15 protein-coding genes and 1 rRNA gene are annotated in these 17073 nt (G+C 72.5%); 3 read left to right on the top strand and 13 right to left on the bottom strand.

Translation table 11 applies throughout. The annotated features are described in order from the left end of the window. Positions 1 to 29 precede the first annotated feature (29 nt). Complete coding sequence (locus JYK17_RS32380; RefSeq protein WP_222811766.1) at positions 30 to 1718, top strand: PucR family transcriptional regulator; 1689 nt, start codon at positions 30 to 32, stop codon at positions 1716 to 1718. 6 nt (positions 1719 to 1724) lie between these two features. On the opposite strand, the gene JYK17_RS32375 is transcribed toward JYK17_RS32380, so the two are convergent. The 6 genes from JYK17_RS32375 to JYK17_RS32350 form a co-directional block, all read right to left on the bottom strand. Further along, positions 1725 to 2861: a glycosyltransferase family 4 protein gene (locus JYK17_RS32375; protein WP_108012035.1), complete on the bottom strand. Its 1137-nt coding sequence runs from the start codon at positions 2859 to 2861 to the stop codon at positions 1725 to 1727. A gap of 727 nt (positions 2862 to 3588) precedes the next feature. Next, complete coding sequence (locus JYK17_RS32370) at positions 3589 to 4398, bottom strand: hypothetical protein (protein ID WP_222811765.1); 810 nt, start codon at positions 4396 to 4398, stop codon at positions 3589 to 3591. Positions 4399 to 4466: 68 nt separating this feature from the next. Beyond that, positions 4467 to 6185, bottom strand: coding sequence for a DNA repair protein RecN (gene recN / locus JYK17_RS32365; protein ID WP_108012072.1), 1719 nt, complete (start codon positions 6183 to 6185; stop codon positions 4467 to 4469). 155 nt (positions 6186 to 6340) lie between these two features. After that, complete coding sequence (locus tag JYK17_RS32360) at positions 6341 to 7246, bottom strand: NAD kinase (RefSeq protein ID WP_108012037.1); 906 nt, start codon at positions 7244 to 7246, stop codon at positions 6341 to 6343. Then, positions 7243 to 8058 carry a TlyA family RNA methyltransferase gene (locus JYK17_RS32355; RefSeq protein WP_108012038.1) on the bottom strand — a complete coding sequence of 272 codons (816 nt, stop codon included), beginning with the start codon at positions 8056 to 8058 and terminating at the stop codon, positions 7243 to 7245. Before JYK17_RS32355 ends, JYK17_RS32360 begins: the two co-directional genes overlap by 4 nt. A 7-nt stretch (positions 8059 to 8065) precedes the next feature. After that, positions 8066 to 8395 (bottom strand): hypothetical protein, encoded by a 330-nt coding sequence (locus JYK17_RS32350; RefSeq protein ID WP_372465350.1) that lies wholly within the window; start codon positions 8393 to 8395, stop codon positions 8066 to 8068. A gap of 204 nt (positions 8396 to 8599) precedes the next feature. On the opposite strand from JYK17_RS32350, the gene JYK17_RS32345 reads away from it, so the two are divergent. After that, on the top strand, positions 8600 to 8947 hold the full coding sequence (locus tag JYK17_RS32345; protein WP_108012039.1) for a sterol-binding protein: 348 nt from the start codon (positions 8600 to 8602) through the stop codon (positions 8945 to 8947). On the opposite strand, the gene JYK17_RS32340 is transcribed toward JYK17_RS32345, so the two are convergent. The 4 genes from JYK17_RS32340 to JYK17_RS32325 all read right to left on the bottom strand — a co-directional run bounded on the left by JYK17_RS32340 (position 8931) and on the right by JYK17_RS32325 (position 13354). Next, the gene (locus tag JYK17_RS32340; protein WP_372465349.1) at positions 8931 to 9737 is read right to left on the bottom strand and encodes an ABC transporter ATP-binding protein; all 807 of its coding nucleotides are present in this window, start codon (positions 9735 to 9737) and stop codon (positions 8931 to 8933) included. The two genes, JYK17_RS32345 and JYK17_RS32340, sit on opposite strands and share 17 nt — an antisense overlap. A 464-nt stretch (positions 9738 to 10201) precedes the next feature. Beyond that, positions 10202 to 11221: a FecCD family ABC transporter permease gene (locus tag JYK17_RS32335; protein ID WP_261996387.1), complete on the bottom strand. Its 1020-nt coding sequence runs from the start codon at positions 11219 to 11221 to the stop codon at positions 10202 to 10204. A 14-nt stretch (positions 11222 to 11235) separates the two neighbouring features. Continuing rightward, a complete protein-coding gene (locus tag JYK17_RS32330) occupies positions 11236 to 12279 on the bottom strand; it encodes a FecCD family ABC transporter permease (protein WP_128803454.1) in 1044 nt (347 codons plus the stop codon). A gap of 46 nt (positions 12280 to 12325) precedes the next feature. Next, a complete protein-coding gene (locus JYK17_RS32325) occupies positions 12326 to 13354 on the bottom strand; it encodes an HAD hydrolase-like protein (protein ID WP_128803453.1) in 1029 nt (342 codons plus the stop codon). Between the two features lie 72 nt (positions 13355 to 13426). Here JYK17_RS32325 and JYK17_RS32320 point away from each other — a divergent pair, with 72 nt between their 5' ends. Continuing rightward, a complete protein-coding gene (locus tag JYK17_RS32320; RefSeq protein ID WP_222811763.1) occupies positions 13427 to 14719 on the top strand; it encodes a DUF1015 domain-containing protein in 1293 nt (430 codons plus the stop codon). Between the two features lie 84 nt (positions 14720 to 14803). Here JYK17_RS32320 and JYK17_RS32315 read toward each other — a convergent pair whose 3' ends face one another. From JYK17_RS32315 to rrf, 3 genes are all read right to left on the bottom strand, one after another. Continuing rightward, positions 14804 to 15607 (bottom strand): hypothetical protein, encoded by an 804-nt coding sequence (locus tag JYK17_RS32315; protein WP_222811776.1) that lies wholly within the window; start codon positions 15605 to 15607, stop codon positions 14804 to 14806. Next, positions 15499 to 16662, bottom strand: a complete 1164-nt coding sequence (locus JYK17_RS32310; RefSeq protein WP_222811779.1) for a hypothetical protein — start codon at positions 16660 to 16662, stop codon at positions 15499 to 15501. The genes JYK17_RS32315 and JYK17_RS32310 overlap by 109 nt, the downstream gene beginning before the upstream one ends. 191 nt (positions 16663 to 16853) lie before the next feature. Beyond that, positions 16854 to 16970, bottom strand: a 5S ribosomal RNA gene (rrf, locus tag JYK17_RS32305). Positions 16971 to 17073 lie beyond the last annotated feature (103 nt).

Genomic DNA, 17073 nt, shown 5'->3' with positions numbered 1-17073 from the left:
GGAGGCATCGGCGCAGGTAGCGTCCGGCTATGGACAGCGGCACGGACAGCGGCACGGAGAGCAGATTCGGCGGCCGGGGCGCCGGTATCACCGTTCAGCGGGCGCTGGAGCTGCCCGGTCTGCGCAGCGGGCTGCCGGAGGTCCTCGCGGGCGAGGACCGGCTGCAGCGCACGGTGCGCTGGGTGCACGCGGGCGAGGTGCCGAACATCGCCTCGCTGCTGAAGGGCGGCGAACTGCTGCTGACCACCGGGTACGGCCTCGGTACGCGTCCGGCCGACCAGCGGGCGTTCGTGCGCACCCTGGCCGAGCGCGGCATCGCGGCCCTCGTGGTCGAGCTCGGCCCGCGCTTCACACGGCTGCCCGCCGCGCTGGTCGACACGGCCCGCTCGGCCGGGCTTCCGCTGGTCCAACTGCACCGCGAGGTGCCCTTCGTGACGGTCACGGAGGAGATCCACACCGAGATCGTCAACGGCCACTACGCGCTGCTGCAGCAGGCGGAGGAGGTGCACCACCGCTGCACCGAGGCCCTGCTGGGTGGCGGAGGAGTGCCCCAAGTGCTGGGCATCCTGGCCGACTTCAGCGGCAACCCGGTCTTCCTTGAGACGACGGACGGGCAGCTGCTGTACGCCGCCGGGGCCGGGCCCGAGGGTGCGGACCCGCTGCAGGTGTGGGAGGGGCTGCGCGGCCAGCACAAGGACGTCCCGCCGCCGTCCGGGTCGGCTCTGGTGGATGTGCCCGGGGGCGGGCCCGGCACCGGTTCGGTGCGGGCCCGGCTGGTCCTGCTGCCCGTACGGTCGCCGCTGGTGCCCGTGCACCGCATGGCCGCCGAGCGGGCCGCGGGCATCCTGGCGGTCGTGCTGATGCAGGCGCGGCAGGAGGAGGAGCTGGCGGCGCGGGGCCGCGGCGACTTCCTGACGGATCTCGCCGAGGGCCGTATCAGCGCCGAGGACGCGCCCGCGCAGGCGCGCGTGCTGGGCTTCAAGCCGGGCCGCAGCCCGCTGCTGCCGGTCGTGATGCGGCTGGGCGACGCCCTCTCCCCGACCGGGGGTGCCTCCCGTGCGAGCGAGTTCGAGCGCGGGGGAGGCTGGGCGGTGCTGGCGCGGGCGGTCTCCGAGGAGCTGGCGTCCGTCGGGGTGCCGGTCCTGCTCGGTGTACGGCCCGTGGAGGGCCGTGTGCTCGTCCTGCTGGGGCTGCGCTCGGAGGCGGAGCGTCCGGCGGTCGCGGACCGGGTCGCGGCGGCGCTGCGGGCGGGCGTGGAGCGGGCCGGGATGCACCGGCCCGGGGCGCAGCCGCCGGTGGTGGTCGGGATGGCGGGGAGCTGGGCGGCGGCCTCGGCGGGGCTCAGACACGCGGCGGAGACGGCGACGGCGGCGCAGGGTCTGTCGGACCGCCCCTGGTACGACGCCCGACGCCTGGACATCGATCTGCTGCTGTGGCGGCTGCGCGACCATCCGGACCTGGCGGCGTTCGTGGACCGTGCGATCGGCCCGCTGCGCGATCACGACGACCGCTCCAGGCCGCCCCTGCTGCCCACCCTGGAAACGTACTTGGCGCACGCGGGCCGCAAGGCGGAGACGGCGCGCGAGCTCCACCTCAACCGGCAGACCCTCTACAACCGCCTCGCCCGGATCGGCGAGTTGCTCGGCACGGACCTCGACGACCCGCAGACGGTACTGGCGTTGAGCCTGGCCCTGCGGGCGCGCAGGCATGTGCCCTGAGAAGGGCTAGGTGAGCGGCCGGGGCTGGGTCAACTCGTCGTAGACGCTCAGCACTTGCGCGACCGTCTCGTCCTCGGTCGGCCAGGTCGCGGCCTGCCGGGCGCCCTTGGCCTTGAGCTCCTCGCGGCGCGCGGGGTCGTCGAGGAGCGCGGTGACGGCGGTGGCGAGGGCCTCCGGGTCGCCGTACGGAACGAGTTCGGCGCCGTCGCCGACGAGTTCGGGGATGCCTCCGACGCGAGTCGCGACGAGCGGCACGCGCGCGTGCAGGGCCTCCTGGGCGAGCAGGGAGCGCGACTCCCAACTGCTGGGCAGCAGCGCGAGGTCGGCGGCCGCGAGCAGTTCGGCCGCGTCGTCGCGGCGTCCCAGCAGCCGTACCGGCAGACCCTCGTTCTCGATACGGCGCTGCAGCACGCCCCGCAGCGGCCCCTCGCCCGCGATCACGACGAGCGGCACGGGGTCGAGGCGCCGCCACGCGCGCGTGGCGTCCAGCAGGGTGTCGTAACCCCGGTGCCGTTCGAGGGAGCCGACGGCCATCAGCAACGGGCGCCCGGTGGCGCCGAGTTCGGCCCGCACCTTGAGACCGGGGCGCTCGGCGTCCTCCGGTTCCGTGGCGCGGGGCGCGAGCGGCAGGGTGACGGCGGCGAGCCGCGCATCCCGTGCCCCGCTGCGGCGCGCCCGGTCCACCAGGTCCGAGGTGACGCCGAGCACCACGGTGGCCGCCTTCACGACCCGCCGCTCCAGCAGGCGCAGCAGATGGGCGCGGGCTCCTTCGGCGTGTGCGCGGTTGTGCAGCGTGACGACGAGCGGGGTGCGTCGGCCGCTGAGCGCGAGCGCGGCGCGGAAGGAGGCGTGCAGGCCGTGCGCATGGACGAGGTCGGCGTCGGCGCAGGCGGCTCGCAGCGCGGCCACGGCGCCGGGGTCGCTGCTGCGCGGCACCTGCACATGGTCGGCGCCGGTGCTCCTGAAGTCGTAGGTGTGCTCGGCCTCGACGGGGGCGCACACGGTGACCCGCACGCCCCGAGCGACCAGTCCCGACGCGAGCGAGCGCACATGCGCGCCGCTGGCGGCGTTGCCGCCGCCCAGCACCTGCACGGTGCGCAGCGGCGACTGGCCGTGCGGTGAGTGGCTGCTCACGTGGCTCACGTGGCCGGGGCTCCTGGTTCGGCTTCGGGCGGTCACGAAGAAAGTACAGAAGGAACGAGCGGAGGGGGTGTGCCGCGCGGCTTCCTCCACGTACTGCGTCAAGGATGCCAGTCCGCCCGGGTGTTCCGACAACGCGAAGACGATGCGCAGGCGGCGCGACGGTGGGGTTGGTCACTCACACGAGTGAGCAGAGGGCTCTTTTGGGCGGCGGGTGCCGCGGGGCGTACACGGCCCCGGAAATCGTGCGCCGAGCGCGCGCCCGCGCTCCCCAGCGCACGACGCCGGGCATCGCTGCCGACCCGACGGCTTCCCACCAAACGACCGCCCGCCCTACGACCTCGCCGCCTCGGACACCTGGTCGCCACAAACGGCTCCAGCGGCACCCGCCGCGACGGCAGGCGAACCCCGCACCAGGCCGTAGCGCAGCACCCCCCGCGCACGCCCGCAGCGCATCACAACCCACCCGATGCGTTCCCGCCAAACAACCGCCCGCTCCATGACCTCACGGCTTCGGACACCCGGTCGCCGAAGACGGCACAGCGGCGCCCGTTGCCACGGCAGCGAACCCCGCACCGAGACCGCGGCGCAGCAGCCCCCGTGCACGCTGCCGCGCATCACAGCCCGCCGGGCGGACTCCCGCCCAACGACCTCCACCGCACGGCCGCGCCGCCTCAGGCGCCCGGTCGCCGCAGACGGCCGCGGCAGCCCCAGCGCACGCCGCCACGCATCACACCCCGCCCAACGAACCCCCGCCCAACAGCCGCCCACCAAACAACCGCCCACCCCCCGACCGAGCCGCCTCGGACACCTTCTCGCCATACACCGCCGCTGCGACCACAGCGGCGGCATGTGCGAGGAGCCCGGCGCGGGTGTTGCCCGCCACTACGGCGGTGCCCAGGGCCGCGCCCAGGGCGTGCGCTCCTGTGTCGCCGAGCATTGTGCGCTCGGCGGCGTCGTCGGGGAGGACGGCCGCTGCGGCGCCCGTTGCGGCGGCGGCGAGTTGTGCGCCGGGGCCGGAGCGCAGCAGTCCCGGTGCTCCGAGGGCGAGGACCGCGCCGGCGGCCCGGGCCGGGCGGACGTCCACGAGGTTCACGAAGTGGGCCGCTCCGGCGATCACGACACCCGCGAGCACCTTGTCCACGGCGCGCTCCTTGAGCAGCGCGCCCGCGACGAGTCCCGCGGCGGAGATCCCGAACAGCTTCACCGTCCCGCTGGTGATCTCGCCGTCCCGCAGCGCGCCGAGATGGTCGCGGAACCCGCGCCGGTCATCACCAGCCCCGGCGACATCGTCGTAGCCCCCACAGAGCCCGGCCGCGAGTACGGCGAACCCGGCGACGGGGCTCACTCGCCCGGCCGCGACGGCCGCGCCCAGCGCGGCCGCGGGCCCGGCGTACAACTCCACGGTCCGGCCCGCATGGTTGGTCCGCTCCCAACGCCCGCGCCCGCCGGGCGTCTTGGCGCGCAGCCCGGCGATCCCGGCACGGGTGAGTCCGGCGGCGAGTGCGAACGACCTTGTCCTGCAAGCACGGTTGATCATTCGGCAACCCTACGGGGCGGCACCGACACGCTCTGCCCGTACGCCTTCTGCTGCTCCGCCGGCAGGCGCTACCCGTCCGCTCGCGCCGTCGCGAGCAGCTCCTCCGCGTGTGCCCGGGCCGTCTCGGAGTCCTCCTGGCCGGCCAGCATGCGCGAGAGTTCGCGCACCCGGTCCTCGCCCTCGAGGACCTTCACGCCGGAGCGGGTCACGGACCCGTCGTTGCGCTTCTCCACCAGCAACTGCCGGTCGGCGAAGGCCGCCACCTGCGGAAGGTGCGTGACAACCACGACCTGCGCGGTCTTCGCAAGACGCGCGAGCCGCCGCCCGATCTCGACCGCCGCCTTGCCGCCGACGCCGGCGTCCACCTCGTCGAAGAGATACGTCGGCACCGGGTCCGTGCCCGCGAACACGACCTCGACGGCGAGCATCACGCGCGACAACTCACCACCGGAGGCGCCCTTGGCGATGGGCCGCGGCGGCGCGCCCGGATGCGGCGCGAGCAGCAGCTCGACCTCGTCGGCGCCGGACGGCCCGTAGGCGACAGGGCGCCCACCGACCTCCACGCCCTCCGGGTCCTCGGTCTGCCGGATCTCGAACGACACGCGCGCGTGCGGCATGGCGAGCGAGGCCAGCTCCGCGGTCACGGCGGCGGCGAACCGCTCGGCCGCCTCCGACCGCGCGTCCGTCAACGCCTGCGCCAGTCCGCCCAGTTCGCTGCGCAGCGCGTCGCGCTCGGCGGTCAGCTCGCCGATCCGCTCGTCGTCGCCGTCCAGTTGGGTCAGCCGCGCGGCACTCTGCTCGGCCCACGCCAGCACCGAGGCGACGTTCTCGCCGTACTTCCGGGTCAGCGCGGTGAGCGCGGCACGCCGCTCCTCAACCGCCGCAAGGCGCAGGGGATCGGCGTCCAGGTCGTCGGCGTACCCCGCCAACTCGCCCGCGACATCGCCCAGCAGGATGCCGATCTCGCCGATCCGGTCGGCGAGTGCCGCCAGCGCCGGATCGTAGGACCGCACCGCGTCCAGCGCCCGCTGGGCGCCCGCGACGAGCGTGGCGGCGTCGATGCCCTCGGGGTCCTCCGGGTTGCCCGCGAGGGCGGCGTGCGCGGCCGTGGCGGCCGAGGACAGCGCCTCGGCGTGCCCGAGCCGCTCCGCCTCCTCGGCGAGTTCCACGTCCTCACCGGCCCGCGGCTCCACCCCGGCGATCTCGTCGAGGCCATAGCGCAGCATGTCGGCCTCCTGGGCCCGCTCACGCGCGCGCGTGACGATCTCCTCCAGCTCGGTGGAGACCGCCCTCAGCCGCCGGTACGCCTCGCCGTACTTGGCCAGCGGCCCGGCCACGGCGTCCCCGGCGTACCGGTCGAGCGCCTGCCGCTGCCGGGACAGCTTCAACAATCCCTGCTGGTCGGTCTGCCCGTGCACGGCCACCAGCTCGTCGGCGAGTTCGGCCAGCATTCCGACGGGCACGCTGCGCCCGCCCAGATGGGCCCGGGAGCGTCCCTCGGCGGAGACGGTACGGCTGATCAGCAGCGCGCCGTCGTCGAGCTCGGCCCCGGCCTCCTCGGCGCGTACGACGGCCGAGGAGCCGTCGGGAACGGCGATCCGCCCCTCCACCACGGCCTTGTCGGCCCCGATCCGCACGAGCGCGGCATCGGCCCGCCCGCCCAGCAGCAGTCCGAGACTGGTGACCACCATGGTCTTGCCCGCACCGGTCTCACCGGTGACGGCCGTGAACCCGGGCGACAGCTCGACGACCGCGTCGTCGATGACTCCGAGTGACCGTATCCGCATCTCTTCCAGCACGGCTACGACCTTACGAGGTCAGTACCGGGAAGTGCGACGGCCCCCGTCCCGGTTGTGTGAAGGTGCAGGTGACGAATGCACAAGGACGGCACATTGTCACCCACCCGAGTGCAACGCCTCCAGGTGTGCGTTCCGCTACGCCTTTAATGGGGCGCTCCTCGCCATCCGGAGACCGGCAGCGCGAACTTCGCCACGAGCCGGTCGGTGAACGACGCGTGGTGCAACCGGGCGAGCCGCACCGGCACCGCCCCCCGCCGCACCTCGACCCGCGCCCCGGGCGGCAGATCGACGGTCCGCCGCCCGTCGCACCACAGCACCCCCGGCGGGATGTGCGGCAGCACCTCCACCGCGAGCACCGAGTCCGGCGACGTGACCAGCGGCTTCGCGAACAGCGCGTGCGCCGAGATCGGCACCATGAGCAGCGCCTCCACCTCGGGCCACACCACCGGCCCGCCCGCCGAGAAGGCGTACGCCGTGGACCCGGTCGGCGTCGACAGCACGATCCCGTCGCAGCCGAACCCGGTGACCGGCCGCCCGTCGATCTCCAGCACGACCTCGAGGAGCTTCTCGGCGGACACCTTCTGCACGGCGGCCTCGTTCAGCGCCCAGTCCGTGTGCACGATGTCGCCGTTGCGGTGGACGACGACGTCGACGGTCATCCGCTCCTCGACCTCGTACGCCTTCGTCACCACCCGGTCGACGACCTTGTCGAGATCGTCCCGCTCGGCCTCGGCGAGGAACCCGACCCGCCCGAGGTTGACGCCGAGCATCGGCACCCCGGAGGCCCGGGCGAACTCGGCACCGCGCAGCAGCGTCCCGTCCCCGCCCAGCACGATCAGCAGCTCGCACCCGTCGAGGCACTGCGGGGTGGCCTCCTTGACCAGCTCCACCTCCTCGGGCAGCGGCAGGTCGCGCGCCTCGTACTCCAGGACGCGCACGCCGATGCCCTCACGCAGCAGCCCCTTCACGACCAGTTCGGCGCTGCGGATGGCCGCGGGCCGCCCGGTGTGGGCGAGCAGGAAAACAGTACGAGCTCGGTTCTGTGTCAACGCGGCCCCTCCGCCACTGCACGGTCTACGTCGGCCGGGTCCAGTTCGGGTGCCCCGGCCCGCAGCCACAGAAAGTACTCGACATTCCCGGACGGTCCGGGCAGCGGGCTGGCGGTGACACCGTTCACCCCGAGCCCCAGGTCCCACGCCTTGTGGGCCACCCCGCGCACGGCCTCCGCCCGCAGCTGCGGACTCCGTACGACACCCCCGCTGCCGAGCCGTTCCTTCCCCACTTCGAACTGCGGCTTGACCATCATCACCAGGTCGGCGTCCGGTTTCACGCACCGCACCAAGGCAGGCAGTACCAGGCCGAGCGGGATGAACGACAGATCCCCCACGACTAGATCCACAGGCTCCCCATCGATCGCTTCGAGCGTCAACTCGCGTACGTTCGTACGGTCCTTGACGGTGACGCGTTCATCGCTGCGCAGACTCCAGGCGAGTTGTCCGTATCCCACGTCCACGGCGACGACGTGTGCGGCGCCCGACCGCAGCAGTACGTCCGTGAAGCCGCCGGTGGACGCGCCGGCGTCGAGCGCCCGCCGTCCTTCGACGACGAGTCCCCGCGGCACGAAGGCCTCGAGCGCCCCGGCGAGTTTGTGGCCGCCCCGCGAGACGTAGTCGGGATCGCCTGCGTCGCCGGCGACGACGATCGCCGCCGCCGTCTCCACCTGGGTGGCGGGCTTGGTCGCGACGGTCTTGCCGACGGTGACCCGCCCGGCCGCGATCAGCTGGCTGGCGTGCTCGCGCGAGCGCGCCAGCTTCCGGCGGACCAGCTCCGCGTCCAGACGGCGGCGTGCGACTCCTGCCACGTTCGGTTCAGCTCCTGTGTTGGTACGACGGCGGTCGGTTCGAGGGCGGGGGCGCCGGAGGTCCCGGGCGGGCGTCGAGCGCGGTGAGCGTGTCGCGCAGCCCCCGGTGTACATCCTCGTACACCTCGATGTGTCCGTCGGTGCTGAGGTGGTCGGCGTCACCGAGCCGTTCCAACTGCTCATCGACCTCGGCATTGCCGGTCGGGGTGCGGGGCACGTTCAGCGGAGCGGGGGCCGCGGGGTCTTGGTCGGCCTCGGCCAGGGGTGCGGTGTCGACCGGGGGCGCGGTGTCGACCGGGGGTGCGGGCTCGACCGGGAGTACGGGCTCGCCCAGGATGGCGGACTCGACCTGGGGTGCGGGCTCGACGAGGGGTGCGGGCTCGCCCAGGTTCGCGAACTCGACCTGGGGTACGGGCTCGACCGAGGGTGCGGGCTCGCCCAAGGAAGCGGCCTCGGCCGGCTGGTCCCCCGCCGTGGGCTCGGGCACAGTGTCGCTCATGCCCAGACGCTACCCCGAAGCCCTGGGGTACCGTCGATCTCGATGGCCACGATCGAGGAGTGCCGCGCCGCACTCGAAAAGCTCTCGGACAACATGCGGAGCGCCGAGGGGGACGTCCGTACGGCCGTCTCACTGGACCGCTCGGTCAGCTGCCGGATCGCCGACCTCGACATCACCTTCGTCGGCCGGATGACCGGCGGCCGGATCGTGGTCGAGGACACGGTGCAGGGCACTCCACGGGAGAAGGCCCAGATCAGGCTCACCATGAAGGGCGACGACCTGGTGGCGCTGGTCTCCGGCGAGCTGAACTTCGCCCGGGCGTGGGGCTCGGGCCGGGTGAAGCTGGAGGCCGGCCTGCGGGACCTGCTCCTCCTCAGGAAGCTGCTGTAGCGGCCCGCGCCTTCCGCGCCGCGGGCACCACCAGCGGGGTTCCCGTCTCCGGGTCGTCGATGACCTGGCAGCGCAGCCCGAAGACCTCCTCGACCAGGTCGGCCGTGACGATGTCGTTCGGCGCGCCCTCGGCGACGATCCGTCCCTCGCGCAGCGCGATCAGATGGGTGGCGTAGCGGGCGGCGTGGTTGAGGTCGTGGAGTACGGCTACCAGGGTGCGGCCCTGTTCCTCGTGCAGTTCGGCGCACAGGTCGAGGACGTCGATCTGGTGCTGGATGTCGAGGTAGGTCGTCGGTTCGTCGAGCAGCAGCAACGGCGTCTGCTGGGCGAGCGCCATGGCGATCCACACCCGCTGCCGCTGACCTCCGGACAATTCGTCGACATAGCGATCGGCGAGCTCGGTGACCCCGGTCTGCGCCATCGACTCCTGTACGACCCGCTCGTCCTCCGTCGACCACTGGCGCAGGATGCCCTGGTGCGGGTAGCGGCCGCGGCCCACCAGGTCGGCGACGGTGATGCCGTCCGGCGCGATCGACGTCTGCGGCAGCAGACCCAGTGCGCGCGCGACCTTCTTGGCCGGCATCGACTGGATGACCTGCCCGTCGAGCAGTACGCGCCCCCGGTTCGGCTTCAGCATCCGCGACAGGGCACGCAGCAACGTGGACTTGCCGCACGCGTTCGGACCGACGATCACGGTGAAGGAGTTGTCCGGGATCTCCACCGACAACTCCTCGGCGATGACCCGCTGATCGTAGGCGAGAGTCACACTCTCGGCGGACAGGCGGTTCACAGTGCTCCTTCGGGTGTTCGTCACGATCGCCGTGCCGCCGGCGACCGACTTTGTCGATGTACACGCGTCCGGCTTTGTCGACATGGCTGGGTCGGGGGTGGTGGCTGTGCTGGGGTCGGGGGTGGTGGCTGTGCTGGGGTCCAGGGTGGTTGCTGTCTCCGGGTCTGGGTTGGTGGCCGCGACCCGGTTCGGTTCCGCCCCCGCGCCCGCGCCCGCCGCCTTGCCCGTGGCCGGATTCGCCACCAAGCCGGCGCTCGGCCCCCCAGCCATGCCGGAGTCCAGGTTCGTCGCCCTGCCCGCACCCGACTCCACCGCCGAGCCCGCGCCCGGCTTCGCCGCCGAGCCCCAGTCCGGGTTCGCCACCGTGCCCGCACCCGGCTTCGCCGCCGAGCCCACGCCCGATTTCACCGCCAAGCCCGGGCCCGGCTCCCCCACCAACCCCACGCCCAGCCCCTTCAAGTCGCTCATATCCGCCCCGCCCTGCGTTCCGTCACCAGGAGCCAGAGCAGATAGACACCGCCGAGTACTCCGGTGACCACGCCGACGGGCAGTTGGTCGGCGCCGAAGAGCCGCTGGGAGGTCAAGTCGGCGGTGACCAGGAGGGCGGCGCCCATGCAGAGGGACGGCAGGAGGTTGGGGCCCGGCGAGCGGGTCAGGCGGCGGGCCAGTTGCGGTGCGGTGAGAGCCACGAAGCTGACGGGACCCGCAGCGGCGGTGGCCGTCGCGGTGAGCAGGACGGCGGCCACCATGAGCAGCGCCCGCACGCGCTCCACGCGTACGCCCAGGGCGCCGGCGACGTCGTCGCCCATCTCCAACATCCGCAGCCCGCGCGCGTTGACGAGGACGAGTGGGACCAGCACGGCGCACAGCCCGAGCAGCGGCCAGACCTGGTCCCAGTCGCGACCGCTGAGGGACCCGGTCATCCAGACGACCGCACGGGCGGCGTCGACGATGTCGGACACGGTGAGCAGATAGCCGTTGACCGCCGTGACGATCGCGGAGACGCCGATTCCGACGAGGACCAGCCGATAGCCGTGCACCCCCTGCTTCCAGGCGAGCAGATAGATGGCCAGCCCGGTGACCAGCCCACCCACCAGCGCGCCCACCGTGACCTCGGCCGCGCTGCCGGAGAACAGCACGATCATCACCAGCGCCCCGGCCGTCGCACCCTGGCCGAGCCCGAGCACGTCAGGACTTCCGAGCGGATTGCGGGTGACGGCCTGGAACAGCGCGCCGCCCAGTCCGAGCGAGGCGCCGACCAGCAGCCCGACCAGGACCCGCGGCAGCCGCAGCTCGTCGACGATGAACTCCTGCCCGGCGTTCCCGTTCCCGGCAAGGGTCTTGAGCACATCGCCGGCCGAGATGGGGAAGTCGCCGGTGCCGATCAGTGCGACGCCCGCGGCGAGCGCGGCAAGCAGCAGCAGGACGACGACGAGGGCGGCCCGTGCGTCCAGGCGCACGGAGAGCCCACCCGGGGACCTCATCACACGGGTGCTCTTCACAGCTGTGCCGTCCTTCGCCGTCGTACGAGAAAGATGAAGACCGGCCCGCCGATGATCGCGGTGACGATGCCGACCTGCAGCTCGGAGGGGCGGGCGACGATCCGCCCGAGCACGTCCGCGCCGAGCAGCAGGACGGGCGACAGGATCGCGGCGTACGGCAGGATCCAGCGCTGGTCGGGGCCGGTGAAGGACCGTACGACGTGCGGAACCATCAGCCCGACGAAGGCGATCGGCCCGCAAGCCGCCGTGGCCGCCCCGCACAGCACGGTCGCGGCGAGCATGGACAGCGCCCGGGTGCGGTTCAGGTTGGCGCCGAGCGCGGTGGCGGTGTCGTCGCCCATCGCAACGGCGTTGAGCGGGCGGGCGAGCACGAGGGAGAGGACCGAACCGGCCGCGATGAACGGCAGCACTTGCAGGATCGTCGAGTCGGTCGCCGAGGCGAGCGAACCGACCGTCCAGAAGCGCATCTTGTTCAGCGCCGCCTCGTCCGTGATCATCACGGCCTGCAGATAGCCGTACAGCGCGGCGCTGATGGCGGTACCGGCGAGCGCGAGCCGCACCGGCGTCGCGCTCCGGCTGCCGCCGAGGAACCAGACCAGCGCGCCGACGGCCGCTGCTCCGACGAAGGCGAACCAGACGTAGCCGGTCAGGCTGGTGACACCGAAGTACGTGATGGCCGTGACGACCGCGGCCGACGCGCCCGCGTTGATGCCGAGCAGTCCGGGGTCGGCCAGCGGATTGCGGGTGAGGGCCTGGAGCACCGCACCGGCGAGGCCGAGTGCGGCACCCGCGAGCAGCCCGAGCGCCGTGCGCGACAGCCGCTCGTCCACGACTACGTCGCCGTACGTCCCCGTGTCCTGGAACAGTCCGTGCCACACCTGTCCCAGGGACAGCTCTTTCGCGCCGATCGCGATGCTCGCCAGGGCGACGAGCACCAGGACGACGAGAGAGAGCAGCAGCCCAAAGGCCCGTATCGCCCGGCGGGTTGGGGGCGCGGGGGCGGTCTCCGCGCGCTGTTCGGGAGGACTGTCGACCAACACGTAGTTAGGTTAGCCTACCCTCGCACCCCTCACCCAAGCCGCCGCCTCACAACTCCAGCCTGCCCAGCGCCTTCCCCGCGTCCAGCTCGCACTCACCCTCGCCGGCCGATGTCCAGGCCGCAGCGCACAGCGCCCGCAAACCGTCCAGGGCCTCGCCGTCGCCGTCCAGTTCAAGCCGCTCCGACGCCGCCGTCGCCGTCCAGCCGCCGCACCGGAAGCCGTCACCCGCCTCGCTGACCTCCGGCTGTCCCGTCAGCATTCCGCGCAGATCCGCGTCGACATACGCCGGCCGGTGCCGCGGCGGCGCTGCGAGCAGCTGTGCCGCGTCGGTGACGCCGGTCAGGACGAGCAGCGAGTCCACCTCGCCGTTGAACGCCCCCTCGATGTCCGTGTCCAGCCGGTCCCCGACCACCAACGGCCGCTCGGCGCCCGTACGCAGGATCGTCTCCCGGTGCATGGGTGGCAGCGGCTTGCCCGCGACCTGCGGATCGGCGCCGGTCGCTATCCGCACGACCTCCACCGCTGCGCCATTGCCCGGCGCGATCCCGCGTGCGCTGGGAATGGTCAGGTCGGTGTTGGAGGCGTACCACGGCACCCCGCGCGCGATGGCGTAGCACGCCTCGGCGAAGCGGCCCCACGCCAGATCGGGTCCGCCGTACCCCTGCACGACCGCCGCCGGATCGTCCTCCGCCGACTCGACGGGCTCAAGACCCCGCTCGCGCAGCGCGACCTTCAGCCCCTCCCCGCCGATCACCAGCACGCGCGCGCCCGCCGGTATCTGCTCGCTGATCAACCGCGCGACCGCCTGCGCGGACGTGATGACGTCCTCGGCACCGGTCGGGATCCCCAGCTCGGTCAGATGAGCGGCCACCGCGTCCGGCGTCCGCAGCGCGTTGTTGGTGACGTACGCGAGATGCATCCCGCCCGACCGGGCGGTGGCCAGCGACTCGACGGCGTGGGCGATGGCACTGCCCCCCGCGTACACCACCCCGTCCAGATCGAGCAGCGCCGTGTCATACGCCTCGCTCAGGGCCTGGCCACTGCCCTCGGGCCTCGTCCTGACGCTCTGGCTCATTCCACATCGCTCCTCGCTCGTCGACTTTCCCCCGATCATCCCTCACGCCTCTGACACACGTACGATGCCGGGATGAACACAGCAGGTCACTCGGAAGCAAAGGCGCTCCGGGGCCTGGAACTCACCCCGTTCCGAGGCCTCCGTTACGACCCGGACCGGGTCGGCAGCCTGGCCGCAGTGACGTCGCCGCCGTACGACGTCGTCGTACGCCCCGACGGTCTGCACCATCTCCAGTCGGCGGACCCGTACAACATCGTCCGCCTGATCCTCCCGCAGGCCCCGACGCCGAGCGCCCGCAACGAGCAGGCGTCCGACACCCTGCGCCGCTGGCAGTCGGAGGGCGTACTCGCCGCCGACGACAAACCCGGCCTGTACGTCTACGAACAGCATGCCGACGACGGCATGGTGCAGCGCGGCATCATAGGCGCCCTGCGCGTCTCCGACCCGTCCGAGGGCGTGGTCCTGCCGCACGAGGACGTCATGCCACACATCGTCGCCGACCGCGCGGCCCTGATGCGCGCCACCTCCGCGAACCTCGAACCCCTGCTGCTGACCTACCGCGGCAACGGCTCGGCGTCGGCCGCAGCGGACCTCGTGGAGCGGATGGCCGACCGCCCCCCGCTGCTCGCGACGACCACGGAGGACGGCTACAGCCACCGTCTGTGGGCGGTCACCGATCCGGCCGACCTCGCCCGCATCCAGTCCGACCTCGCACAGCACCAGGCCCTGATCGCCGACGGCCACCACCGCTGGGCGACGTACCGCCGTCTACGCGCGGAGCACGCCTCCCCCAGCCCCTGGGACTACGGCCTCGTCCTCCTCGTCGACACGGCCCGCTACCCACTGCGCGTCCGCGCCATCCACCGCCTCCTGCACGGTGTGCCGGTCGCGGACGCGCTCGCCGCCGTGGAAGGCCTGTTCCGCATACGGCACCTGCCGGTGTCCCTGCCCGCAGCCCTCGAAGCGCTGGCCGACAGTGCCCGCGACGGCAACGCCTTCCTGCTGGCCGGCGACGGCGCCTTCCACCTGATCGACCAACCGGACCCGGACCTCCTGGCCCGCACGATCCCGACGGACCGCCCCGCAGCCTGGCGCACCCTGGACGCCGCGGTCCTGCACGCCGCACTCCTCGACCACGTCTGGCACATCCCCGAGGACTCCCCGGCCCACATCGCCTACATCCACGACACGGCCGCCACGGTCGAGAAAGCGGAGCGCGACGGCGGTACGGCCGTACTGCTGCACCCGGTCCGCGAAGAGGTCGTACGCGACCTGGCCCGCCAGGGGGTGACGATGCCCCGCAAGTCGACGTCGTTCGGCCCGAAGCCGGCGTCCGGGCTGGTGCTACGGACGCTGGACGTCTGACACACGATCGGACACACGAAAGGGCGGGACCTCACGGCCCCGCCCTTTCGTCAACGATCAGTCCCTGACGATCAACCCTAACGGTCAATCCCTGTCGGCCTGGTCGTGGCCTTTGTCCTGGTCGTCGTCCTTCTCGTCGTCCTTCTCAGCGGCCTTGTTGGCTTCCGCCTCGGTGCCGGCGTCCTGGGTGTCGTCGTCCTCGTCGCTCCCGTCGAAGGCGTCGACGAACTCCACGCCGTCCAGCTCGGCGAGCCGGTCCGAGGCGTCCGTGCTGCCGTCGCGGTCGGCCTCCACGGCCTTCGCGAACCACTCCCGTGCCTCGCCCTCACGACCGGCAGCGAGGAGCGCGTCCGCGTACGCGTAGCGCAGCCGCGCGGTCCAGGGCTGCACGGAGTTGGAGGCGAGCTCGGGGCTCTGCAGCGTCACGATGGCCGCGTCGAGCTGGTCCATGTCGCGCCGGGCGCCGGCCGCGACCAGCCGCATCTCGACCTGCCCGGCCTTGTCCAGCTTCTGCACCTCCGGCGCCCCGGCCATGTCCAGAGCCTTCTCCGGCCTCCCGAGCCCACGCTCGCAGTCGGCCATCACGGGCCACAGCTCCACGGTGCCCGTCATGCGCCGCGCGGCCCGGAACTCGGCCAGCGCCTCGGCGTACTTCTGGTTCGCGTACGCCGCGAACCCGGCCGCCTCGCGTACGGCGGCGACACGCGACGCCAGCCGCAGGGCGACCCTGGAGTACCCGTAGGCCCCTTCGGGGTCCTCGTCGATGAGCCGAGCGACCATCACCAGGTTCTTGGCGACGTCCTCCGCGAGCCCCTTCGGCAGGCTCTGCAGCTCTTGCCGTACGTCCTTGTCGATCTCGTCGCCCGTGACGTCCTCGGGGATGGGCAGCCGCTTGATCGGCTCACGGTCACGGTCGCGGTCCCTGTCACGGTCACGGTCACGGGGTCGGTCGTCACGGAACCGGCCACCGCCACCACCGCGCCGGTCGTCACGCCCCCTGAATCCTCCGGGGCGGCCCCCACGGTCGTCCCGACGAGGACCACTGCTACGTCCGCCACGATCGTCCCGGCCCCGGAATCCACCCCGGTCACCCCGGCTGTCATCCCGCCTGTCATCCCGGCGGAAGCCACCGCGGTCACCGCCGCGGTCGTCACGGCGATCATCACGCCGGTCGTCCCGACGGTCGTCGCGACGGTAGGAGGGGCGATCGCCACGGTCGCTGCGGTCGTCACGACGGAAGGACGGACGGTCACCGCGATCGTCGCGTCGATCATCGCGCCGGTCGTCCCGCCGATCGTCACGGCGGTATGAGGGACGGTCGCCACGGTCGTCTCGGCGGAAGGACGGACGGTCACCGCGGTCCCCGCGGTCATCACGACGGTCGTCGCGGCGGAACGAGGGACGGTCCCCGCGATCGCCACGATCACCACGATCGTCACGCCGGAAGGACGGACGATCTCCCCGGTCACCCCGGTCATCGCGGCGGAAGCCGCGGTCGCGGTCGCCTCGGTCGTCGCGGCGGAAGCCGCGGTCACGGTCACCCCGGTCATCCCGACGCGGGCCACGGTCACGGTCATCACGCTGGTACGCCGGCCGCGCACCACGGTCGCCGCGGTCATCACCCCGCCGGTCGTCCCGGCGCCCGCCGTACCCACCGCCACCGCCACGGTTGTCGTCGCGGCGGTCGTCACGCCGGAACGAGGGACGATCACCACGATCGTCACGCCGGAAGGGCGGACGGTCCCCCCGGTCACCTCGGTCCCCGCGGTCATCACGGCGGAAGCCGCGGTCGCGGTCACCTCGGTCGTCGCGACGCGGACCACGGTCGCGATCGTCCCGACGCCCGCCGTACCCACCGCCACCACCGCGGTTGTCGTCACGCCGGTCGTCCCGACGGTCATCGCGACGATCGTCACGGCGGTCGTCGCGGCGGAAGCCACCACGGTCCCCGCGATAGCCGCCTCGGTCGCCGCGGTCCCCACCGTCCCGTCGACGCTGGTCGCGCTCCGGTCGGTCGTCGGGAGAGTTGGTGGACATCGGTGACTCCTGTCTTCGGTACAGCAAGCATTGTAAAAAGAAAAGGACCCCTGGTCCCCAGCTGAACGCTGGGGACCAGGGGTCCTTCCCAAAGATTGTTCGGCGGCGTCCTACTCTCCCACAGGGTCCCCCCTGCAGTACCATCGGCGCTGTAAGGCTTAGCTTCCGGGTTCGGAATGTAACCGGGCGTTTCCCTCACGCTATAACCACCGAAACCCTAATGGTTTCGAGCGAACAAGCACACTCTTCAGTTATGTGTTCCGCTCAAAGCCGGCAACGGTCGTTGCCTCAGAACTAACACAGTGGACGCGAGCAAC

This window comes from Streptomyces plumbidurans, assembly GCF_019857225.1.
Classification (GTDB): Bacteria; Actinomycetota; Actinomycetes; order Streptomycetales; family Streptomycetaceae; genus Streptomyces; species Streptomyces plumbidurans.
This window is presented reverse-complemented; position numbering and strand designations above follow the sequence as displayed.

Coding starts and splice junctions, on each gene's coding strand:
- JYK17_RS32320 (WP_222811763.1), top strand. CDS start 13,427: ATGAACACAGCAGGTCACTCGGAAGCAAAGGCGCTCCGGGGCCTGGAA.
- JYK17_RS32325 (WP_128803453.1), bottom strand. CDS start 13,354: ATGAGCCAGAGCGTCAGGACGAGGCCCGAGGGCAGTGGCCAGGCCCTG.
- JYK17_RS32335 (WP_261996387.1), bottom strand. CDS start 11,221: ATGAGGTCCCCGGGTGGGCTCTCCGTGCGCCTGGACGCACGGGCCGCC.
- recN (WP_108012072.1), bottom strand. CDS start 6,185: ATGCGGATACGGTCACTCGGAGTCATCGACGACGCGGTCGTCGAGCTG.
- JYK17_RS32345 (WP_108012039.1), top strand. CDS start 8,600: ATGGCCACGATCGAGGAGTGCCGCGCCGCACTCGAAAAGCTCTCGGAC.
- JYK17_RS32370 (WP_222811765.1), bottom strand. CDS start 4,398: ATGATCAACCGTGCTTGCAGGACAAGGTCGTTCGCACTCGCCGCCGGA.
- JYK17_RS32380 (WP_222811766.1), top strand. CDS start 30: ATGGACAGCGGCACGGACAGCGGCACGGAGAGCAGATTCGGCGGCCGG.